An 18,508-nucleotide genomic window follows, 5' to 3' on the forward strand; every position below is an offset into this window, starting at 1 on the left:
CATGGGGGAGTTCGTCGACCCGGAGACCGGAGGCCCGCTGCGGCTCGAGGTGAGGAGCGTGGACGGCCGCGACTTCGTGCTCCTGCACCCGGTGGGCTACGTCGAGGAGGGGGGCGACACCTTCGTCGTGCCCGCCGGCTTCACCACGGACTTCGCCTCGGTGCCCCACCTGTTCACCTGGCTGGTGCCCACCAGCGGTGACTTCGCCCCGGCCGCGGTGCTGCACGACGCCCTGGTCTGCCCGGGCAGCTACCAGGGGCCGGAGATCGACCGGCACGAGGCGGACCGGGTGTTCCGCACCGCGATGATCGGGCTGGGCACCGGGAGGGTGCGCGCCTGGCTGATGTGGGCGGCCGTCACCATCAGCACGATGTGGGCCAGCCGGGAGCTCGCCCAGCGGGTGCAGCTCTTGGGCCTGCTGGGGCTGGTCACGATCCTGGGGACGGCGGCCACGCTGGACTTCTTCGACCTCGTCTCGGTGGTGCCGTGGATGGGGGACCGGGCCTGGCCGACCGAGCTGGCGACCGGGGCGCTCTTCGCGGTCCTCGTGCCGAGCGTGCTCGCGGTGTCCTGGGGACGGTACTGGCCGGCCGGGGTCATCCTGGGCGTCGCGCTCGCGCTGCTGCTGCACGTCACGGCGGCGCTGCTCGCGATCTACGGTCTCTACCTCGCCCTCGAACGCCTGGTGAGCGGCCCGGCGGACGACGACGGGGTCCGGGTACGGGACCGACGCGCGACGGACGCGGGCAGCACCCTGGGAGATCGCTGATTTCCCCCACCAGCGACCGATGTTTACCATATCGTTATGAAGTTCTCCAGGATCACCGCCGCCGCCACGCTGAGCTCGGCCCTTCTCCTCGCCGCCTGCTCTGCTGACGACACCACTGGGGGCGCCACCACCGACGCCGCCGAGGGCGCGGGCGCCACCACCTCCGACGACGCCGCCACCACCACCGACGACGCCGCCGTGACCGCCGCGGACGCGACCGGTGAGACGGTGGAGATGACCACCGACGCGCAGAGCGCCGCCCTGTCGCTGGAGGAGGCCGAGGAGGCCGCCACCGAGGTGCTGACCCAGCGGGTGCGTGCCGACCAGGGCGACGGCGACGACGTCGAGAAGGCCCAGGAGGCGTCCCTGGCCGGCACCGCGCTGCGGGCGCACCGGGCCGCCGACCGGTTGGAGCCGGTCACCGGTGAGCCCGCCCAGGTCGACCTCGAGGAGAACCCGGTCGAGCCCATCGTGCTGGCGATCAGCCGCGAGGACGACCAGGACCCCGACTACCTCCTCGTGCAGACGGTCCCGGAGGACGGCGTCCCCTACCTGCACCTCCTGGAGAGCAAGAGCGGCGACACCGAGGACTTCCGCATCACCTGGGAGGCGCGCATGCTGCCGGACACCGAGGTGCCGACCTTCGCGGCGCGGTCCGAGGGCAGCCCGGTGCTGCGCTCCGGCCAGGGCGACCTCACCATGGAGCCGCGCGAGCTGCTCAAGTCGGTCGGGGCCTACACCGCCTGGCCCCAGCCCGACGAGGTCCCCGACTACCGCACGCACGGCTACGCCCCGTCGGTCCGCCAGGCGGCCGAGGAGCAGGCCGCGGCCATCTCCGGGCAGGCGAGCCTGCGCGAGAAGAACTGGCTGGTCTCCGACGACGTCGTCACCCTCCTCTTCGAGGACGGCAGCGGCTTCGTCATGGGCTCCCTGCTGCGGGACACCCAGTTCGTCGTCAACGAGGGCAGCGAGCTCACCACCCCGGACGAGTTCCGGGTCTTCCAGGACAGCGAGGTGCTGACCGAGCAGGCCACCCTGCGGACCTCGGTCTTCGTCGGCATGCGGGCGCCTTCCGAGGGTCTCGACTTCAAGCCGGAGATGCTGGCCGCCACCGAGCAGCTGGTCGACGCCTCGGGCGAGTGAGGTCCCCGTCCCCGGGGCCTTCAGCCGCGCCGCGGCGACGGCATACCCTGGGGGCATGACCCAGCAGCCCTTCTCCTCCGCCGCCCTGCGCGGCGCCGTCGACCTCTCCGCGCTGTCCTCCCGGCCCGCGGCCCCGGCCGGGAGCGCCGGGCGACAGCCCGCCGGCACCCCTGCCGGGGGTGCTCCTGCGGGCGGGGTCCCCGGGCGCAGCGGCGCGCTGGTCCAGGTCACCGACGAGACCTTCGAGTCCGTCGTCAACGCGAGCCTGACCACGCCGATCGTCCTGGTCCTGTGGACACCGCAGCTGCCCGAGTCGCTCACCCACCTGCGTGACCTCGCCGAGCGGGCGCGCACCATGGGCGGCCGCTTCCAGGTCGCCGGCGTGGACATCGCCGGGAGCCAGGGCATCCTCCAGGCGCTGACCCCCGTGCTGCAGCAGGTCTTCGGCCAGGTGTCCTCGCTGCCCGTCGTCCTGGGTCTGCTCAGCGGTCAGCCCATGCCGTTCTACCTCGGCGTGCAGCCGATGGAGCAGGTGGACCAGCTGCTGGAGAAGTTCCTCGAGGCGGCGGTGCAGAACGCCGTGACCGGCCGGGTCGAGGTCGGTGCGGACGACGACGCGGGTATGCCCGGTGAGGCCGACGAGCCGGAGGGCGAGGAGGCGGCCGACGAGCTGCCGCCGCTGCACCAGGAGGCCTACGACGCCATCGACCGCGGTGACTGGGCCGCGGCCGTCGCCGCCTACGAGAAGGCGCTGGAGCAGGACCCGGCGGACGAGCTCGCCCGGCTCGGGCTCGGGCAGGTCACCCTCCTCGAGCGGACCGCCGGGATGGACCTCGCCGCCGTCCGTCAGGCCGCCGCCGAGCGCCCGGACGACGTCCAGGCCCAGATCGACGCGGCCGACGTGGACCTGGTCGGGGGACACGTCGAGGACGGCTTCGGCCGCCTCGTGCAGACCGTGCGCCGCACCGCCGGGGAGGACCGCGACACGGCGCGCACCCACCTGCTGGGGCTCTTCGAGGTGGTCGGCCCCCAGGACCCGCGCGTCACCAAGGCTCGCCAGGCCCTCATGAGCGCCCTCTACTGACGCCCGCGACCCCGGCACCGGACGCGCGTCCGGTGCCGGGGTCGGTGGCGCCGGGGTGGGGCGTGCCGGGGTGCGGGGTCAGGCGTCGGGGCTGCCGAGCGCGGCGTCGACGACCTGCTGGGCCTCGGCCTGGACCTGGGCGAGGTGCTCGGGCCCGCGGAAGCTCTCGGCGTAGATCTTGTAGACGTCCTCGGTGCCCGAGGGACGGGCCGCGAACCACGCGTCCTCGGTGCAGACCTTGACCCCGCCGACGGCTGCACCGTTGCCGGGTGCCTCGGTCAGGATGGCGGTGATGGGCTGGCCGGCGATCTCGGTGGCCGAGATGTCGTCGGCCGACAGCTTCTTCAGCCGCGCCTTCTGCTCCCGGCCGGCCGGCGCGTCCACGCGGGCGTAGGCCGGCGCCCGGCCGCCACCGATCTCCTCGACGAGCTCGGCATACCGCTGCGAGGGCGAACGCCCGGTGCGCGCGATGATCTCCGCCGCCAGCAGCGCCAGGATGATGCCGTCCTTGTCCGTCGACCACACCGAGCCGTCCCGGCACAGGAACGACGCCCCGGCCGACTCCTCGCCACCGAAGGCGATCGAGCCGTCCAGCAGCCCGGGCACGAACCACTTGAAGCCGACCGGCACCTCGGTGAGCTCGCGGCCCAGCCCCTCGGCGACCTTGTCGATCATCGAGGAGCTGACGAGGGTCTTGCCGATCGCGGTGCCCTGCGGCCAGTCCGGCCGCGCCCCGCCGTAGAGGTAGTCGATGGCGACCGCGAGGTAGTGGTTGGGGTTGAGCAGGCCGCCGTCGGGGGTGACGACCCCGTGCCGGTCGGCGTCCGCGTCGTTGCCGGTCGCGACGTCGTAGTCGGCGTCCCCGCTCATCACCTCGATGAGCGAGGCCATGGCGTCGGCCGACGAGCAGTCCATGCGGATCTTGCCGTCCCAGTCCAGCGTCATGAACGACCAGGCCGGGTCCACCCTCGGGTTGACCACGGTGAGGGCGAGGCCGTGGGCCTCGCCGATCGCCCGCCAGTAGTCGACCGACGCCCCGCCGAGCGGGTCGGCGCCGATGCGCACGCCGGCCTCGCGGATGGCGTCGACGTCGATGACGCGGGGCAGCGCCCGGACGTACTCGCCCATGAAGTCGTAGCGACCGGCCGCCGCGACCGCGTCCTCCACCGGCACCCGGCGCACGCCGTCCAGGCCGGCGCGCAGCAGCGCGTTGGCGCGGTCGGCGATCCAGCCGGTGGCGTCGGTGTCGGCCGGGCCGCCGTGCGGCGGGTTGTACTTGAACCCGCCGTCGCGGGGCGGGTTGTGCGAGGGCGTCACGACGATGCCGTCCGCCTCGCCGACCGCGCCCTCGGTCTCCCGGTTGTGCGCGAGGATGGCCCGCGACACCGCCGGGGTCGGGGTGTAGCCGTCGCCCTCGTCGACGCGGACGTCGACCCCGTTGGCCACGAGCACCTCGAGCGCGCTGCGCCAGGCCGGCTCGGACAGCGCGTGCGTGTCCCGCCCGAGGAAGAGCGGGCCGTCGGTGCCCTGCTCGGCGCGGTAGTCGCAGATCGCCTGCGTCGTCGCCAGGATGTGGTGCTCGTTGAAGGCGCCGTCCAGCGAGCTGCCGCGGTGCCCGGAGGTCCCGAAGGCGACCTGCTGGTCGAGGTCGTCCGGGTCCGGCACGACCTGGGTGTATGCCGTGACCAGCGCCTCGACGTCGGTCAGGTCCTCCTCCTGGGCGGGCTGCCCGGCGCGGGGGTGGCGACCACCGCCGCCGTCGCCGCCCTCGGGGGTCTCGCCCTGCGCGCCCTCGAGGGCCGTGGTCGACCCGTCGTCGTCGGGGTCGGGCACGAACCAGACGGCACCCATCGGCGGCACGGTCACCAGCGCCGAGAAGGGCTGGCCCTGGTGCGGCTCCTCGACCGCCTCGACCGCGCCGAGGTTGCCGACGCCCGACCCGCCGTAGGTCTGCGCGTCGGTGTTGAGCACCTCGCGCCACCGGCCGGAGTAGGGCAGACCGACGTGCACCTGGTGGTGCGGGACGCCGCTGAAGTTGACGACGCAGGCGAGCACCGGGCGCAGGCCGTCCGGCCCCTCGTTGCCCCAGCGGAGGTAGGAGTACTGGTTGCGGCCGGTGTCGTTGGCGTCCAGCCAGCTGAAGCCGTGCTCGTGGTGGTCGATCTCCCACAGGGCGGGCAGCTCGGCGTAGAGCCGGTTGAGGTCACGGACCAGCGACTGCACGCCCGCGTGCTCGGGGCGCTCGGTGAGCTCCCAGTCGAGCGTCCCGCCGTCGGCCCACTCGCGGGCCTGGGCGAACTCGCTGCCCATGAAGAGCAGCTGCTTGCCCGGGTGGCTCCACTGGTAGGCCAGGAAGGCCCGGGTGGTGGCGAACTTCTGCCACGCGTCGCCGGACATCTTGCGCACCAGCGAGCCCTTGCCGTGCACGACCTCGTCGTGGCTGATCGGCAGGATGTACTTCTCGCTGAAGGCGTAGACCAACGAGAAGGTCAGCGTGTGGTGGGTGTGCGACCGGGTGAACGGCGAGGCGCTCAGGTAGTTGAGGGTGTCGTGCATCCACCCCATGTTCCACTTGAAGCCGAAACCGAGCCCGCCCTCGTCGGTGGGGGCGGTGACGCCGGGCCAGGAGGTGCTCTCCTCGGCGATCATGACGACGCCGGGGGAGCGGCGGTAGGCCGTGGCGTTGGTCTCCTGCAGCAGGGCGACGGCCTCGAGGTTCTCCCGCCCGCCGTACTGGTTGGGAACCCACTGGCCCTCCTCGCGCGAGTAGTCGAGGTAGAGCATCGAGGCGACGCCGTCGACCCGCAGGCCGTCGGCGTGGAACTCCTCCAGCCAGTAGGTCGCGTTGGCGACGAGGAAGTTGCGGACCTGGGGGCGCCCGAAGTCGAAGATGTAGGAGCCCCACTCCGAGTGCCAGCCCTTGCGCGGGTCCGGGTGCTCGTAGAGGGGTGTGCCGTCGAAGCGGGCCAGCGCCCACGGGTCGGTGGCGAAGTGCCCGGGCACCCAGTCGAGGATGACCCCCACCCCGGCCTGGTGCAGGCGGTCGATGAGGTAGCGCAGGCCGTCCTCGTGCCCGAACCGGCTGTCCGCGGCGTAGTAGCCGGTGACGTGGTAGCCCCACGACCCGCCGTACGGGTGCTGCATGACCGGCATGAGCTCGACGTGGGTGAACCCCATCTGCGCGACGTAGGGGACCAGCTGGTCGGCGATCTCGGTGTAGCCCAGGCCCTTGCGCCAGCTGCCGAGGTGCACCTCGTAGATGCTCATCGGCCCGTGGTGGATGTCACCGGCCGCGCGGGCCGCCATCCACTCCGCGTCGCCCCAGCGGTGCGTGCTGACGGTGACGACCGAGTTGTTGAACGGCGGCACCTCGCTCGCGCGCGCCATCGGGTCGGCCTTGGCGCGGCGCACGCCGTCCGGGCCGGTGATGTCGTACTTGTAGTGGGCGCCCTCGCGGACGCCGGGGACGAACAGCTCCCAGACGCCGACGTCGTCGTGCGCGCGGAGGGCGTGGGTCGCGCCGTTCCACCCGTTGAAGTCGCCGACGACGTGGACGGCCACGGCGTGCGGGGCCCAGACCGCGAAGCGGGTGCCGGTGACCTCGCCGAGCTCGTCGCGGACCGTCATCACCCGGGAGCCCAGCGCCCGCCACAGCTCCTCGTGCCGGCCCTCGCCGATGAGGTGCAGGTCGGTCTGACCCAGGCTGGGTCCGTGCCGGTAGGCCTCGTCGACGAGGTGGGCGCCCCGCCCGGTGTCGACCTTGAGCCGGTATGCCGGGACGGTCGCTACGGGCAGCACCGCCACCCAGATGCCGCTGGTCTCGTGCGACATCGGCACGCGGACGCCGTCGGCCAGCACGACCTCGACCAGCTGCGCGTCCGGCTGGAGGGTGCGGACGGTGACGTGACCGTCGAAGACGTGCGCCCCGAGCAGCGTGTGCGGGTTGCGGTGCAGCCCGTCGACGACGTCGGTCGCCTCCTCCAGGTCGAGGGGCAGGGTGTGTGGCGCGGCCGGCTCGACGGGCTCGGCCAGGGCGCGCCGGACACCGGTCGGGCGGGGGTGGGCCGTGACGACGCCCTCGGTCGCCTCCTCCCACGCGGTGGCGCGCAGCACCTCCGGGTCACCCTGCGGCTCGCCGGACCACCCGCTGGCGGGCTGGCGGTCGCGGGGCCCGAGCTCGACGTCCTCGCCGGTGCGTCGACCCGGCGGGACCGTCTCGATCTGCATGTCCTCCGGCGGGGGCACCGGGGCGTGGGGGTAGCCGCCGCTGGCGCCGCCAGGGGCAGCGACTCCGGAGGCGCTGCCGCTGGCGGCGCGCCGGTCACCGGTGGGCGGGTGGGACAGGGGGCCGTCGTGGCGCTCCACCTCGATGAGGGAGGAGCCGTAGTCGTCGTCGACCTCGGCGGGGGCCGGGGTCGGGCCGGCGGCCTGCTCCTGCTGCGCCGGGACGTCCTGCTGCACGTCGTCGTCACCCATGGTCGTCTCCTCCGTGCTGTCGTCGTGCACGCGGCGGTGTCGCCCCGCCTCGGTGGGGAACGTCTCCGCCGCGCTCGCCGGCTCCCCGGCGACCTCGCGGTGGCGGCCCTCGCCCGAGCCTTCCGCTTCGGCCGGGACGTCGGCCGGGATCGCCGCGGCGCCCGGGACGTCGGCCGGGGTCTTCGCGGCGCCCGGGAGGTCGGCCGGCACCGTGCCGCCACCCAGGAGGCGGTGCACGGCGGCCAGCGGGATCGGGAGCCAGTCGGGGCGGTTGCGGGCCTCGTAGCTGACCTCGTAGAGCGCCTTGTCCAGCTCCAGGGCGGCCAGCACCGCAGCGGACCCGGCCTCGGAGCGCGGGTCGGCGCCGGCCTCGGTGGCGTAGCCCTCGAGGAAGGCCTCGCGAGCGGCCGCGGCCCACCCGTCACGGTCGTCCGCGGCGGCCGCCGCGGCGTAGTCGAAGGAGCGCAGCATGCCCGCGACGTCGCGCAGCGCGAGGTCGGGCTCGGTCCGCTCCGCCAGCGGACGCAGCGGCTCGCCCTCGAAGTCGAGCAGGACCCAGCCGCGGCCGGGGGCGTCGAGGACCTGCCCGAGGTGGTAGTCGCCGTGCACCCGCTGCAGCTCGGGCAGGGCCGCGGCCTCCAGCCCCGCGTAGACCGCCAGCACGGCGTCGCGGTGCTCGGCCAGCGCGGGGGCGTCCCGGAAGGCCTGCTCGGCGCGGTCGCGCATCTGGGCGACCAGCTCGGCCCGACGATCGTCGGCCGGACGCCCGCCGAAGGCCTCGCGCAGCGCCGCGTGCACCGCGGCGGTCGCCGCCCCCAGGGTGCGGGCGCGCTCGCTGAAGTCGTCGTCGGCGTCGGCGGCGACCCGGGCCTGACGCCAGGCGTCCTCGGTGCCGGTGAGGAACTCCTGGGCGAAGGCCAGGTGGCCGCGCACCTCGCGCCCCGCGTCGGTGGACCAGCGACCCTCGACGTAGCCGAACGGGTCGGGCACGAGGTGGGTGCCCGAGCCGCTGCGGCTGATGGCGGTCTGCACCGACACGTCCGGGTTCTCGCCCTCGTGCAGCACGCGGAAGAGCTTGATGATGAGGGGCCGCCCGCCCCGGTGGGTCTCCACGATGACGGAGGTGTTGGACTGCTCGCCGGACAGGACCCTCGCCGTGGCCAGGGCGGGGCGCTCGCCCTCCGGGGCGACCCGCCGCGCGCGGGCCGCGGGCACGTCGTGCTCGGAGGCCATCTCCGAGAGCAGGACGTGCGAGAAGACCGGGTCGTGCGCGGCGTCGTAGATGTAGCGGGTGCCGAGCTCGGGGTGCTCCGCGGTGGCGACGAGGGCGTGCGCGAGGAAGGGCACCGCCTCGGCGCGGTAGGTGAGCGGGATCTGGTAGACGGTCGGCTCCTGCGCGCCGCCCGCCGTCTCGTCGACGACGATGTGGTCCTCGATGCCGACCTCGCCGTAGGGGTCCTCCCAGCGGATGCTGGAGACCCGCCGCAGCCGTGGCGCCTCGCCGCCGGCCTGCTTGCCGCGGAACCACCGCTGCCGGGCGACCCAGGCAGGCAGGAACTCCTCGAACGTCGGGGTGAGCGGGGTCATCGCTGCTCCTCCTTCGGGGTCAGGCCCAGCCAGTAGAACCCGCGCGAGCCCATGCTGAGGGTGACCGTGCCGTCCTCGTCGACGTCCGGGAAGTTGTGCCCGCCGAAGAGGTCGCGCACGTCCGCGCCGTGCAGGCGCTCGGGCAGGGTGATGGTGCTGGCCTGCGGCCGGGAGGACAGGTTGTTGACGCACAGCACCGCGGGGTAGCCCTCCCGGTCCTCCTCGTCGCCGCCCACGGGCAGGGCGCGGGCGAAGGCCAGCACCGCGTCGTTGTCGGCGACGCACGGGAGGTACTCGCCCATGCCGAAGACCTCGTGCTCGGCCCGCACCTGCAGCATGCCGCGGGTCCAGTGCAGCAGGGAGGACCCGCTGGCCATCTCGGCCTCGACGTTGACGCTGTTGTGGTGGTAGACCAGCGAGCTGATGACCGGGAGGTAGAGCTTGCCCGGGTCGGCGGTCGAGAACCCGGCGTTGCGGTCCGGGGTCCACTGCATGGGGGTGCGGACGGCGTCGCGGTCGCTGAGCCAGATGTTGTCGCCCATGCCGATCTCGTCGCCGTAGTACAGGCACGGCGACCCGGGCAGCGAGAGCAGGAGCGCGTTGATGAGCTCGATCTCCTCGCGGGAGTTGTCGAGCAGCGGGGCCAGCCGGCGCCGGATGCCGACGTTGGCGCGCATCCGCGGGTCCGGTGCGTACCAGCCGTACATCGCCGACCGCTCCTCGCCGGAGACCATCTCCAGGGTGAGCTCGTCGTGGTTGCGCAGGAAGGTGCCCCACTGGGTGCCCTCGGGGATGCGCGGCGTCTCCTCCATGACCCGCACGATCGGCTCGGCCTTCTCCTCCCGCAGCGAGTAGTAGAGCCGCGGCATGACGGGGAAGTGGAAGCACATGTGGCACTCCGGCGCCTCAGGGGTGCCGTAGTAGTCGACCACCTCGGCCGGCATCTGGTTGGCCTCGGCCAGCAGCACCCGGCCGGGGTACTCCTCGTCGACCATCGCCCGCAGCCGGGCCAGGAACTCGTGGGTGCGCGGGAGGTTCTCGCAGTTGGTGCCCTCCTCCTCGAAGAGGTAGGGCACGGCGTCCAGCCGGAAGCCGTCGATGCCGAGGTCCATCCAGAACCGGACGATGTCGAACATCGCCTCCGCGACCGCCTCGTTCTCGAAGTTGAGGTCGGGCTGGTGGGAGAAGAAGCGGTGCCAGAAGAACTGCCGGCGCACCGGGTCGAAGGTCCAGTTCGAGGTCTCGGTGTCGACGAAGATGATCCGGGCGTCGGCGTACTTCTCGTCGGTGTCCGACCACACGTAGAAGTCGCCGTAGGGGCCCTCGGGGTCCGAGCGGCTGGCCTGGAACCACGGGTGCTGGTCGCTGGTGTGGTTCATCACCAGGTCGGTGATGATGCGGATGCCGCGCGCGTGCGCCTGGCTGATGAGCTCGCGGAAGTCCGGCAGGGTGCCGAACTCGGGCAGCACCGCGGTGTAGTCCGCGACGTCATACCCTCCGTCGCGCAGCGGCGAGGCGTAGAACGGCGGCAGCCACAGGCAGTCGACCCCGAGCCACTGCAGGTAGTCCAACCGGTTCATCAGCCCGGTGAAGTCGCCCGACCCGGACCCGGTGGAGTCGTCGAAGGCCCGCACCAGGACCTCGTAGAAGACCGCCTTGCGGAACCAGTCGGGGTCGTTCTTCAGCCCTGGCTGGTGGAGGTTCAACCCGCGCATCGTGCTCCTTCTCAGGCGGTCGTGACGTGGACGATGTGGACCGGCTCGTGGCCGTAGCCGGGACCGAGCTCGACGTAGGGCGCGTCGTCCCACTCCCACGTCGTGCCGGTGACGAGGTCGTGCGCCTGGAAGCGGTCGCCCCAGGACAGCCCCAGCGCCGGGAGGTCGAGGTGCAGCCGGCTGCCGCGGACGGTGTAGGGGTCGAGGTTGGCGACGACGAGGACGGTGTCCTGCGCCGAGCCGTCACCGGCACCGCCGCCGTGCTTGGAGAAGACGAGGAGGTTCTGGTCCTCGGCGTGGTGGAAGGTGACGTTGCGCAGCCAGTGCAGGCTCGGGTGCTCGGCCCGGATCCGGTTGAGCATCGTCAACCAGCCGGTGAGGTCGGGCCGGCCCTCGACCGGCTCGTCCCAGCGACGGTCCTTGTACTCGTACTTCTCGTTGTCGACGTGCTCCTCGGCGCCCGGGCGCGGGACGTCCTCGACGTGCTCGAACCCGGCGTAGATGCCGTAGGTGGGCACCAGGGTCGCGGCCAGCGCCGAGCGCACGAGGTGGGCGGTGACCCCGCCGTTGCTCATGTACGGCGTGAGGATGTCGTGCGTCGTCGGCCAGAACGAGGGGCGCATGTAGGCCGCGGTCTCGGTGGCCAGCTCGGTGACGTACTCGGCCAGCTCGGCCGCGGTGCTGCGCCAGGCGTAGTAGGTGTAGGACTGCTGGAAGCCCACCTTCGCCAGGGTGCGCATCATCATCGGCTTGGTGAAGGCCTCGGCGAGCCAGATGACCTCCGGGTGGTCCTTCGCGACGTCGGCGATGAGCCACTGCCAGAAGTTCACCGGCTTGGTGTGCGGGTTGTCGACCCGGAAGATGCGGACGCCGTGGTCGATCCACACCTGCACGACCCGGCGGATCTCGGCATACACCTCGTCGGGGCTGTTGTCGAAGAAGACCGGGTAGATGTCCTGGTACTTCTTCGGCGGGTTCTCGGCGTAGGCGATGGAGCCGTCAGCGCGGATCTGGAAGAAGTCGGGGTGCTCGCTGGCCCACGGGTGGTCGGGGGAGGCCTGCAGGGCGATGTCCATCGCCACCTCCAGGCCGAGGTCCTGCGCCCGCGCGACGAACGCGTCGAAGTCGGCGAAGTCGCCCAGGTCCGGGTGCAGCGCGTCGTGCCCGCCCTCGGCCGAGCCGATGGCGTACGGCGAGCCGGGGTCGTGCTCACCGGCGTCCAGGGTGTTGTTGCGGCCCTTGCGGTTGGTCCGCCCGATGGGGTGCACCGGGGTGAGGTAGACCACGTCGAAGCCCATGTCGGCGATGGCGGGCAGCCGCTCCTGCGCCGAGCCGAAGGTGCCGCTGGTCCACAGCCCGGTCTCCGGGTCCTGGGTGGCGCCCTCGGACCGGGGGAAGATCTCGTACCACGCCCCGGTCAGCGCCAGCGGGCGCTCGACCAGCCAGGTGTAGCGCGGGGACGGGCTGACGAGCTCGCGCAGCGGGGTGCGCGCGAGGACCTCCTCGACCTGCGGCGCGGTGCCGGCGTGCAGCCGCTCGGGCACGGGCAGGGCGCTGCGGCGCAGGGTGTCGACGGCGTCCTGCAGCACCTGCCGGTCGGCGTCGTCGTGCCGGCCGCCGTCGAGGGCGCGCTCCAGCACCCGGGCGCCCTCCTCGAGCATGAGCTCGACGTCCACCCCGGCCTCGACCTTGATGGTGCCGTCGTGCTCCCAGGTGGCGTAGGGGTCGGACCACCCCTCGACGCGCAGGCCCCAGACGCCCGCGCGGTCGGCGTGCACCCGCGCCTCCCAGTGCGACAGGCCGGGGTTGGTGCAGGTCATCGGCACGTGGTGCTCGTCGCCGTCGGGGTCGGTCAGCACGACCGTCGCGTTGACCGCGTCGTGGCCCTCGCGGAAGACCGTGGCGGTGACGGTGAAGACCTCCCCGACGACGGACTTCGTGGGCCGGCGGCCGCCGTCGACGACGGGCTCCACGTCGAGGACGGGGATGCGGCCCAAGGGCTCCTGGCCGACGGCCGCGAGGGCCGAGCGGTCGATCGTGGAGGGCGTGGGCCGTCCGGACGCGGGGGTGGACGGGAGGGGCGTGGTCGAGTGCTCGGTCACTCGCACCAACCTACCGGGGTTCCGTCTCGGAGACCACGCGCAGGGCCGGGGCCCCGGGGCCGGTCCCGTCGAGCGTCGCGGTGAGCACCGTGAGGCTGGTCGGGCCGACCTCGACCAGGTGCGCGGGGTCCACCCGGCCTCCGGCCGCGGGCTCGTCCCCGCTGCTGAGGCGCACCTGCCAGGACCGGACGTCCTCCACCCGGGGCAGCCGCAGGGCGGCCCGTCCGGCGCCCGCGTGCAGGAGCAGGACGACGGCCTGCCGCTGCCCGACGCCCGGGTCACGGCACCCGCCGACCGCGGGCGAGCCGTCGTGGAGGGTGTCGAAGAGCGCCGTGAGCGTGCTGCGGTGCGGGTCGTTCCACTGGTGGTCGCGCAGCACCTCGCCGTCCTCGTCGAACCAGCGCAGCCGGGTGCGGCCCGGGACGGCCTCGAGCCGGGGGAACCCGGTGCCGCGCAGCAGCGTCAGCTCGCGCCGCAGGGCCAGCAGGGTGCGGGTGTCCGCGAGCAGCGCCGCCTGCCACTCCTCGAGGTCCCAGTCCACCCAGGTCAGCGGGGAGTCCTGGCAGTAGGCGTTGTTGTTGCCGCGCTGGGTGCGGCCCAGCTCGTCGCCGGCGACGAGCATCGGCACCCCCGAGGAGAGCAGCAGGGTGCCGAGCAGGTTGCGCATCGAGCGCCGGCGCCCGCGCAGCACCTCGTCGTCGTCGGTCGGGCCCTCGACGCCGTGGTTCCACGACCGGTTGTCGCCGTGCCCGTCGCCGTTGGCCTCGGCGTTGGCCTCGTTGTGCTTGTGCTCGTAGGCCGTGAGGTCGGCCAGGGTGAAGCCGTCGTGGGCGGTGACGAGGTTGACCGAGGCCAGGGGGCCGCGCCCGTCATGGTCGAAGAGGTCGGCGGAGCCGGCGAGCCGGGTGGCCAGCTCGCGGACCCCGTGGCCGCCCTGCCCGTGCCGGCGACGCGCGACGTCGGCCAGCCAGAAGGTGCGGACCGTGTCGCGGTAGCGGTCGTTCCACTCCGAGAAGACGGCGGGGAACTGCCCGGTCCGCCACCCGTGCACCCCGACGTCCCACGGCTCGGCGACCAGCTTGACCCTGGACAGGACCGGGTCGGCCTCCAGCGCCACGTGGAAGGCGTGCTCCCGGTCGTAGGCGTCGTCGCGGCCGCGGGCCAGCGCGGGCGCGAGGTCGAAGCGGAAGCCGTCGACGTGGAACTCCTCGACCCAGTGCCGCAGCGAGTCCAGCACCATCCGGGCCACCTGCGGGTCGCGCAGGTCCAGGGTGTTGCCGCAGCCGGTGACGTCGATGTCGCGGCCCCGGTCGTCCAGGCGGTAGTAGGTGCGCTGGTCCAGGCCACGGTGGCTGAGCGTCGGCCCCTCCCAGGACGACTGCTCCGCGGTGTGGTTGTAGACGACGTCGAGGACGACCTCGATCCCCGCCCCGTGCAGGGCACGCACCGCACCCTTGACCTCGTCGACGACACCCTGCGGGTCCTGCGCCGCGGCATACCCCGCGTGGGGCGCGAAGAAGCCGAGGGAGTTGTAGCCCCAGTAGTTGGTGAGGCCGCGACGCACCAGCGACGCCTCCGAGGTGAAGGCGTGGACCGGCAGCAGCTCGAGGGTGGTGACCCCCAGGCGGGTGAGGTGGTCGAGGACGGCAGGGTGGCCCAGGGCGGCGTAGGTGCCGCGCAGCTCGGGCGGGACCTCCGGGTGGCGCATCGTCAGCCCGCGGACGTGCGCCTCGTAGAGGACGGTGTCGGTCCAGGGGACCTCCGGTCTCGTGTCCTGGCCCCAGTCGAAGGTGCCGTGGTCGACGACCACCGAGCGCGGCACGTAGGGGGCCGAGTCGCGGTCGTCCCGCGCCTCGGGATCGGTCCAGCCGTGGTCGCCCACGACGTGGCCGTACACCTCGGGGCGCCAGACGACCTCGCCGTCGAGGGCGCCGGCGTAGGGGTCGAGCAGCAGCTTGTCGGGGTTGTGCCGGTGGCCCTGGTCGGGCGCCCACGGCCCGTGGACGCGCAGGCCGTAGCGGGCCCCCGGGACGAGCTCGGGCACGAGGTCCCACCAGATGCCGTGCGCAGTCCGGGTCAGGGGGACCCTACGCTCCCCGGCGCCGGTGAACAGGCATACCTCGACCGCGGTGGCGTGCCGGGCCAGCACCGCGAGCTCGGGACCGGCATCGGTCGCCGTGACGCCCAGCGGCGGCGGGCGGTCGAGGCTGCGGCGGGGGCGGACGGGCACGGACACGTCAGACCTCCGGGAAGGCGGCGAGCAGCCGCTCGGCGTCGAAGCGGGACGCGGGGACCCGGGAGCCGCCCGCGACGGCGGACCAGCTCGTGCTCGCGAGCTCCTCGGCGGACACGTCGAGGAACGGCACGGCGTCGCGGTCGAGCGTGGTGAAGAAGTCCTCGAACTTGAAGGTGTCCCCGTGCAGCGTCTTCTCCCCGACCCGCAACCACGTCCAGGGCACCCCGTAGGCCTGCGCGAGGACCAGCCCGTGCAGCGAGGAGGAGACGCACGCGCGGGCGCCGACGATCTGGTCGACCACCTCCTCCGGCCCCTGGCGGACGTCGACCACGGCGACCTCGTCGGGGAGGTCGGGCAGCAGGTCCAGGTGCATGTAGTGCGGCACCAGCGCGATGCGGCCCGCGGTGCGCGAGGAGGGCCGAGGGGTGTAGAAGCGTGGGAGCAGCAGGGCCGGGTCGCCGTAGACCTCCGGGACCTCCCAGCCCAGCTCGTCCCGCAGGGCGGCCCGGGTGCGCTCGCCGCGGACGGCGTGGATGCTGCGCGGTCGGCGGTCGGCGAGGTGCTGGGCCTTGGCGGTGCTGAGCGTCCCGATGAGGCCGGACCCCCAGATCCGGGCGCCGGGGCGGTCCAGGTGCGCCGCGATGGAGCCCACCGTGAACAGTCCCGGGTCCTCGGAGGGGAAGGACCGCACGTTGATGGCCGGTCGGCCGGTGAGCTCCTGGACCAGCAGCGGCCCGAGGACGTCGCCGAAGTTGGGCTTGGCGTCCCACCACTGGGCGGGCACGAAGCCGTGCTCCTCGGGTCGGGGCCCGGCGTCGAGGAAGCTGCGGAACCGGTCGACGAGCGCCAGCAGCCGGTCGGCGAGCAGCGCGTCGGCGGCCGGGGTGGCCACGGGGACGGCTCCTCCCGCCGCCGTGACGTGGTGCACCTCGGTGCCCTCCTGCCGCACCATCCGCGCCGCCCCGACGAGGGTGTTGCGCAGGAAGCGGGCCGAGGTGCGCTCGCGCGGGCGGGCGGTGACCTGCCAGGCGCCGTCGCCGACGGACACGTCGATGCTGACGCCGAGCCCGGGCACCAGGTGGTCGAAGCGGGCCGTGCTCGGCGTGGGCAGGTGGTAGCCGACGTCGGTGGCCCCCAGGGCGGTCCGCAGCCGCGCGGCGAGGTCCGGGAGGGCCGCGGCCAGCGCGGGGTCGGCGGAGCGCGCGTCGGTCACGGCCGCGACCTGCCCCACGGCGCCCGGGTCGAGGACGCGACCGCGGCGCCGCCGCAGGCTGAGGTTGCCGTGGGCCGTGGCGTAGGGCTCGACGAGGGGCAGGGTGGCCAGCGGGGCGTCCGTCGCGACGGCCACCCGGGCCAGCCGCCGTCCGGCACCGGGGGCCAGCAGCGTCACCGACACGTCGTAGGTGCCTTCCGGGAGCTGCTCCAGGGTCTGCGGGTCCAGGTGGCCGACGAGGAGCGCGCCCCGGTCGGTCCGGTCCGCCCGGGCGAGGGCGAACGGCACCAGGTCGAGGCCGTCGCGCAGCCGCAGCTCGCCGATGGCGCGGCCCCCGGCCGTGACGGTGTCGACCGTGATGTCGAGGCGGAGGTCGCCGGACGGCCCGCGCCGCAGGGCGACCAGCGTCGCCGTGGGTCGCGGTCCGGTCGCCGGCCGGGTCCGGCCCCGCCGTCGCACCGCTCGCGCGGCCCGTGCGAGGTCCCGCAGGCGGGGTGGTCGCGCCATCTGGATCACGGCTCCTTCCGGGACGGGCCCGGGGCCGCAGCGCCGGACGCCGCACCTTATCCAATCCCGGGCCCGCGCCCGACGCGGCCCGCCGCGGACGTCGCGGGCCGGCGCGCACGGCATACAGTGAGGGCCGACCAGGGCGGCACACGGCACCTCGACGTGGCGCCCGCCACGCCACGCGACCGCCAGAGGAGGGGATGCGGATGAGCGAGCCCGGCGCAGGACGGACCCCCGGGACGACCCCGGCCGAGGGGTCCACGCCGGAGGCGCGCCGCGCGCAGCCGGCCGACGAGCCACGGGTCAGCGTCGTCGTCCCCGTCTACGACGCGATGCCCTACCTGCGGACGCTGCTGGTCTCGCTGCTGGCGCAGGACCTCGGGCCGGACGGCTACGAGGTCGTCGCCGTCAACGACGGCTCCACCGACGACGGGCCCCGCCTGCTGGACGAGCTGGCGCGGGTGCACCCGCAGCTACGGGTCGTGCACCAGGAGAACAGCGGCTGGCCGGGGGCGCCGCGCAACAGGGGGCTGGACCTGGCCCGCGGGCGCTACGTCTTCTTCGCCGACGCCGACGACGAGATGGGGCCGCGCGCCCTGCGCCTCCTCGCCGACCTCGCCGACGAGCACGGCAGCGACGTCGTGCTCCCGGAGGTGGTGGGGGTGGGGCGCTACGTCCCGAAGATCGCCGACGCCACGCAGGCCGACGTCGACCTGGAGGCCGCCTTCCGCACCCTCACCCCGCAGAAGCTCTTCCGCCGCAGCTTCCTCGAGGAGGAGCAGCTGCGCTTCCCCGAGGAGAAGGTGCGGCTCGAGGACGGGATGCTGCTGGCCCGGGCCTACCTGCTGGCGCGCCGGGTGTCCTACCTGCACGGTGAGGAGTTCTACCGGCTCATCGCGCGGGACGACGGGCAGAACATCAGCTCGCAGGCCTTCGACCCCGACGGCTACACCTGGTCCGTGGCCGAGATCAGCCGGATTGTCCGGCAGCTCGACCCCGACCCCACGCGGGCGGACCGGGTGGTCCTCGACCTCTACCGCCGCAAGTGCCTGAAGTTCTACCAACCCGCCCGGTGGGCCGCGATGCCCCGCGCCCGGCAGGACGCGTTCCTCGCGGCGCACGGTCGGTTCCTGGCCGAGCACGTGCCGCCCGCCCTGGAGGACCAGCTCGCCGAGCCCTTCCGGACCAGGTCCCGACGGGTGCGGGCGGGCGACGCCGCGGGCCTGACCGCCGATGCCAGGGCCGCCCTGGACGCCGGGCTGGGCGCGGCCCGGCTGGTGCGGGCCCGGTGGGGACGGACCGGGCGCCTGCACCTGGAGGTGGAGGTCCACGGCGCCCGGGCCGAGGGCCGGGACCGTCCGCTGGAGCTGCAGGTCGGGCTCCGGGGCGGCGGCACGGTCGCCGCCCCCGACCTGCGCCTCGGTCGGCACGTCGAGCAGCCGGGCGCCGCGCCGGCGGTGCGGGTCGTGGAGGCGACGCTGGACCGGGCGATCCTGGACCTGCGGCAGGACGACATCCTCGACCTGCACGTCCGGGGGGCGGAGGGCCAGGAGAAGGCCCGCGTCGCCGTCCCCCTCGTCTCCGCCCTGCCCCCGGCGCGTCACGGCCTGCAGGTCTACCGCACCGTGAAGGGCAACCTCAGCATCCAGCGCGAGCCCCGCTGAGCGGCCGCCGGG

Annotated in this window: 9 protein-coding genes; 4 read left to right on the top strand and 5 right to left on the bottom strand. The window is 73.9% G+C overall.

Annotated elements, in window-relative coordinates:
* The first annotated feature begins 1 nt into the window (after position 1).
* Genes EUS26_RS17095 through EUS26_RS04105 form a run of 3 tightly spaced genes read left to right on the top strand, consistent with a single transcriptional unit; the run spans position 2 to position 2,996 of the window.
* Positions 2-769: a DUF1353 domain-containing protein gene (locus EUS26_RS17095; protein WP_202865042.1), complete on the top strand. Its 768-nt coding sequence runs from the start codon at positions 2-4 to the stop codon at positions 767-769.
* Positions 770-805: 36 nt separating this feature from the next.
* Complete coding sequence (locus EUS26_RS04100; protein ID WP_130011916.1) at positions 806-1,912, top strand: hypothetical protein; 1,107 nt, start codon at positions 806-808, stop codon at positions 1,910-1,912.
* A 55-nt stretch (positions 1,913-1,967) separates the two neighbouring features.
* Positions 1,968-2,996, top strand: coding sequence for a co-chaperone YbbN (locus tag EUS26_RS04105; protein WP_130011917.1), 1,029 nt, complete (start codon positions 1,968-1,970; stop codon positions 2,994-2,996).
* Positions 2,997-3,074: 78 nt separating this feature from the next.
* On the opposite strand, the gene glgB is transcribed toward EUS26_RS04105, so the two are convergent.
* The 5 genes from glgB to EUS26_RS04130 are packed head-to-tail and all read right to left on the bottom strand — an operon-like array spanning position 3,075 to position 16,832.
* Positions 3,075-9,059, bottom strand: a complete 5,985-nt coding sequence (glgB, locus tag EUS26_RS04110) for a 1,4-alpha-glucan branching protein GlgB (RefSeq protein WP_130011918.1) — start codon at positions 9,057-9,059, stop codon at positions 3,075-3,077.
* Complete coding sequence (treS, locus tag EUS26_RS04115) at positions 9,056-10,774, bottom strand: maltose alpha-D-glucosyltransferase (protein ID WP_130011919.1); 1,719 nt, start codon at positions 10,772-10,774, stop codon at positions 9,056-9,058. Before treS ends, glgB begins: the two co-directional genes overlap by 4 nt.
* 11 nt (positions 10,775-10,785) lie before the next feature.
* A complete protein-coding gene (locus EUS26_RS04120) occupies positions 10,786-12,876 on the bottom strand; it encodes a maltotransferase domain-containing protein (RefSeq protein ID WP_130011920.1) in 2,091 nt (696 codons plus the stop codon).
* A gap of 10 nt (positions 12,877-12,886) precedes the next feature.
* Complete coding sequence (gene glgX, locus EUS26_RS04125; protein ID WP_130011921.1) at positions 12,887-15,112, bottom strand: glycogen debranching protein GlgX; 2,226 nt, start codon at positions 15,110-15,112, stop codon at positions 12,887-12,889.
* A 1-nt stretch (position 15,113) separates the two neighbouring features.
* A complete protein-coding gene (locus EUS26_RS04130) occupies positions 15,114-16,832 on the bottom strand; it encodes a polysaccharide pyruvyl transferase family protein (RefSeq protein ID WP_130011922.1) in 1,719 nt (572 codons plus the stop codon).
* 206 nt (positions 16,833-17,038) lie between these two features.
* On the opposite strand from EUS26_RS04130, the gene EUS26_RS04135 reads away from it, so the two are divergent.
* Complete coding sequence (locus EUS26_RS04135; protein WP_165368496.1) at positions 17,039-18,496, top strand: glycosyltransferase family A protein; 1,458 nt, start codon at positions 17,039-17,041, stop codon at positions 18,494-18,496.
* The last annotated feature ends 12 nt before the right edge of the window (positions 18,497-18,508 follow it).

The organism is Serinicoccus sediminis (genome assembly GCF_004153545.1).
Classification (GTDB): Bacteria; Actinomycetota; Actinomycetes; order Actinomycetales; family Dermatophilaceae; genus Ornithinicoccus; species Ornithinicoccus sediminis_A.

Excerpts from the sequence above, each read along its gene's own strand:
- EUS26_RS04100 (WP_130011916.1), top strand. The coding sequence starts at position 806 with ATGAAGTTCTCCAGGATCACCGCCGCCGCCACGCTGAGCTCGGCCCTT.
- EUS26_RS04130 (WP_130011922.1), bottom strand. The coding sequence starts at position 16,832 with ATGGCGCGACCACCCCGCCTGCGGGACCTCGCACGGGCCGCGCGAGCG.
- EUS26_RS04105 (WP_130011917.1), top strand. The coding sequence starts at position 1,968 with ATGACCCAGCAGCCCTTCTCCTCCGCCGCCCTGCGCGGCGCCGTCGAC.
- EUS26_RS04135 (WP_165368496.1), top strand. The coding sequence starts at position 17,039 with ATGAGCGAGCCCGGCGCAGGACGGACCCCCGGGACGACCCCGGCCGAG.
- glgB (WP_130011918.1), bottom strand. The coding sequence starts at position 9,059 with ATGACCCCGCTCACCCCGACGTTCGAGGAGTTCCTGCCTGCCTGGGTC.
- treS (WP_130011919.1), bottom strand. The coding sequence starts at position 10,774 with ATGCGCGGGTTGAACCTCCACCAGCCAGGGCTGAAGAACGACCCCGAC.
- EUS26_RS17095 (WP_202865042.1), top strand. The coding sequence starts at position 2 with ATGGGGGAGTTCGTCGACCCGGAGACCGGAGGCCCGCTGCGGCTCGAG.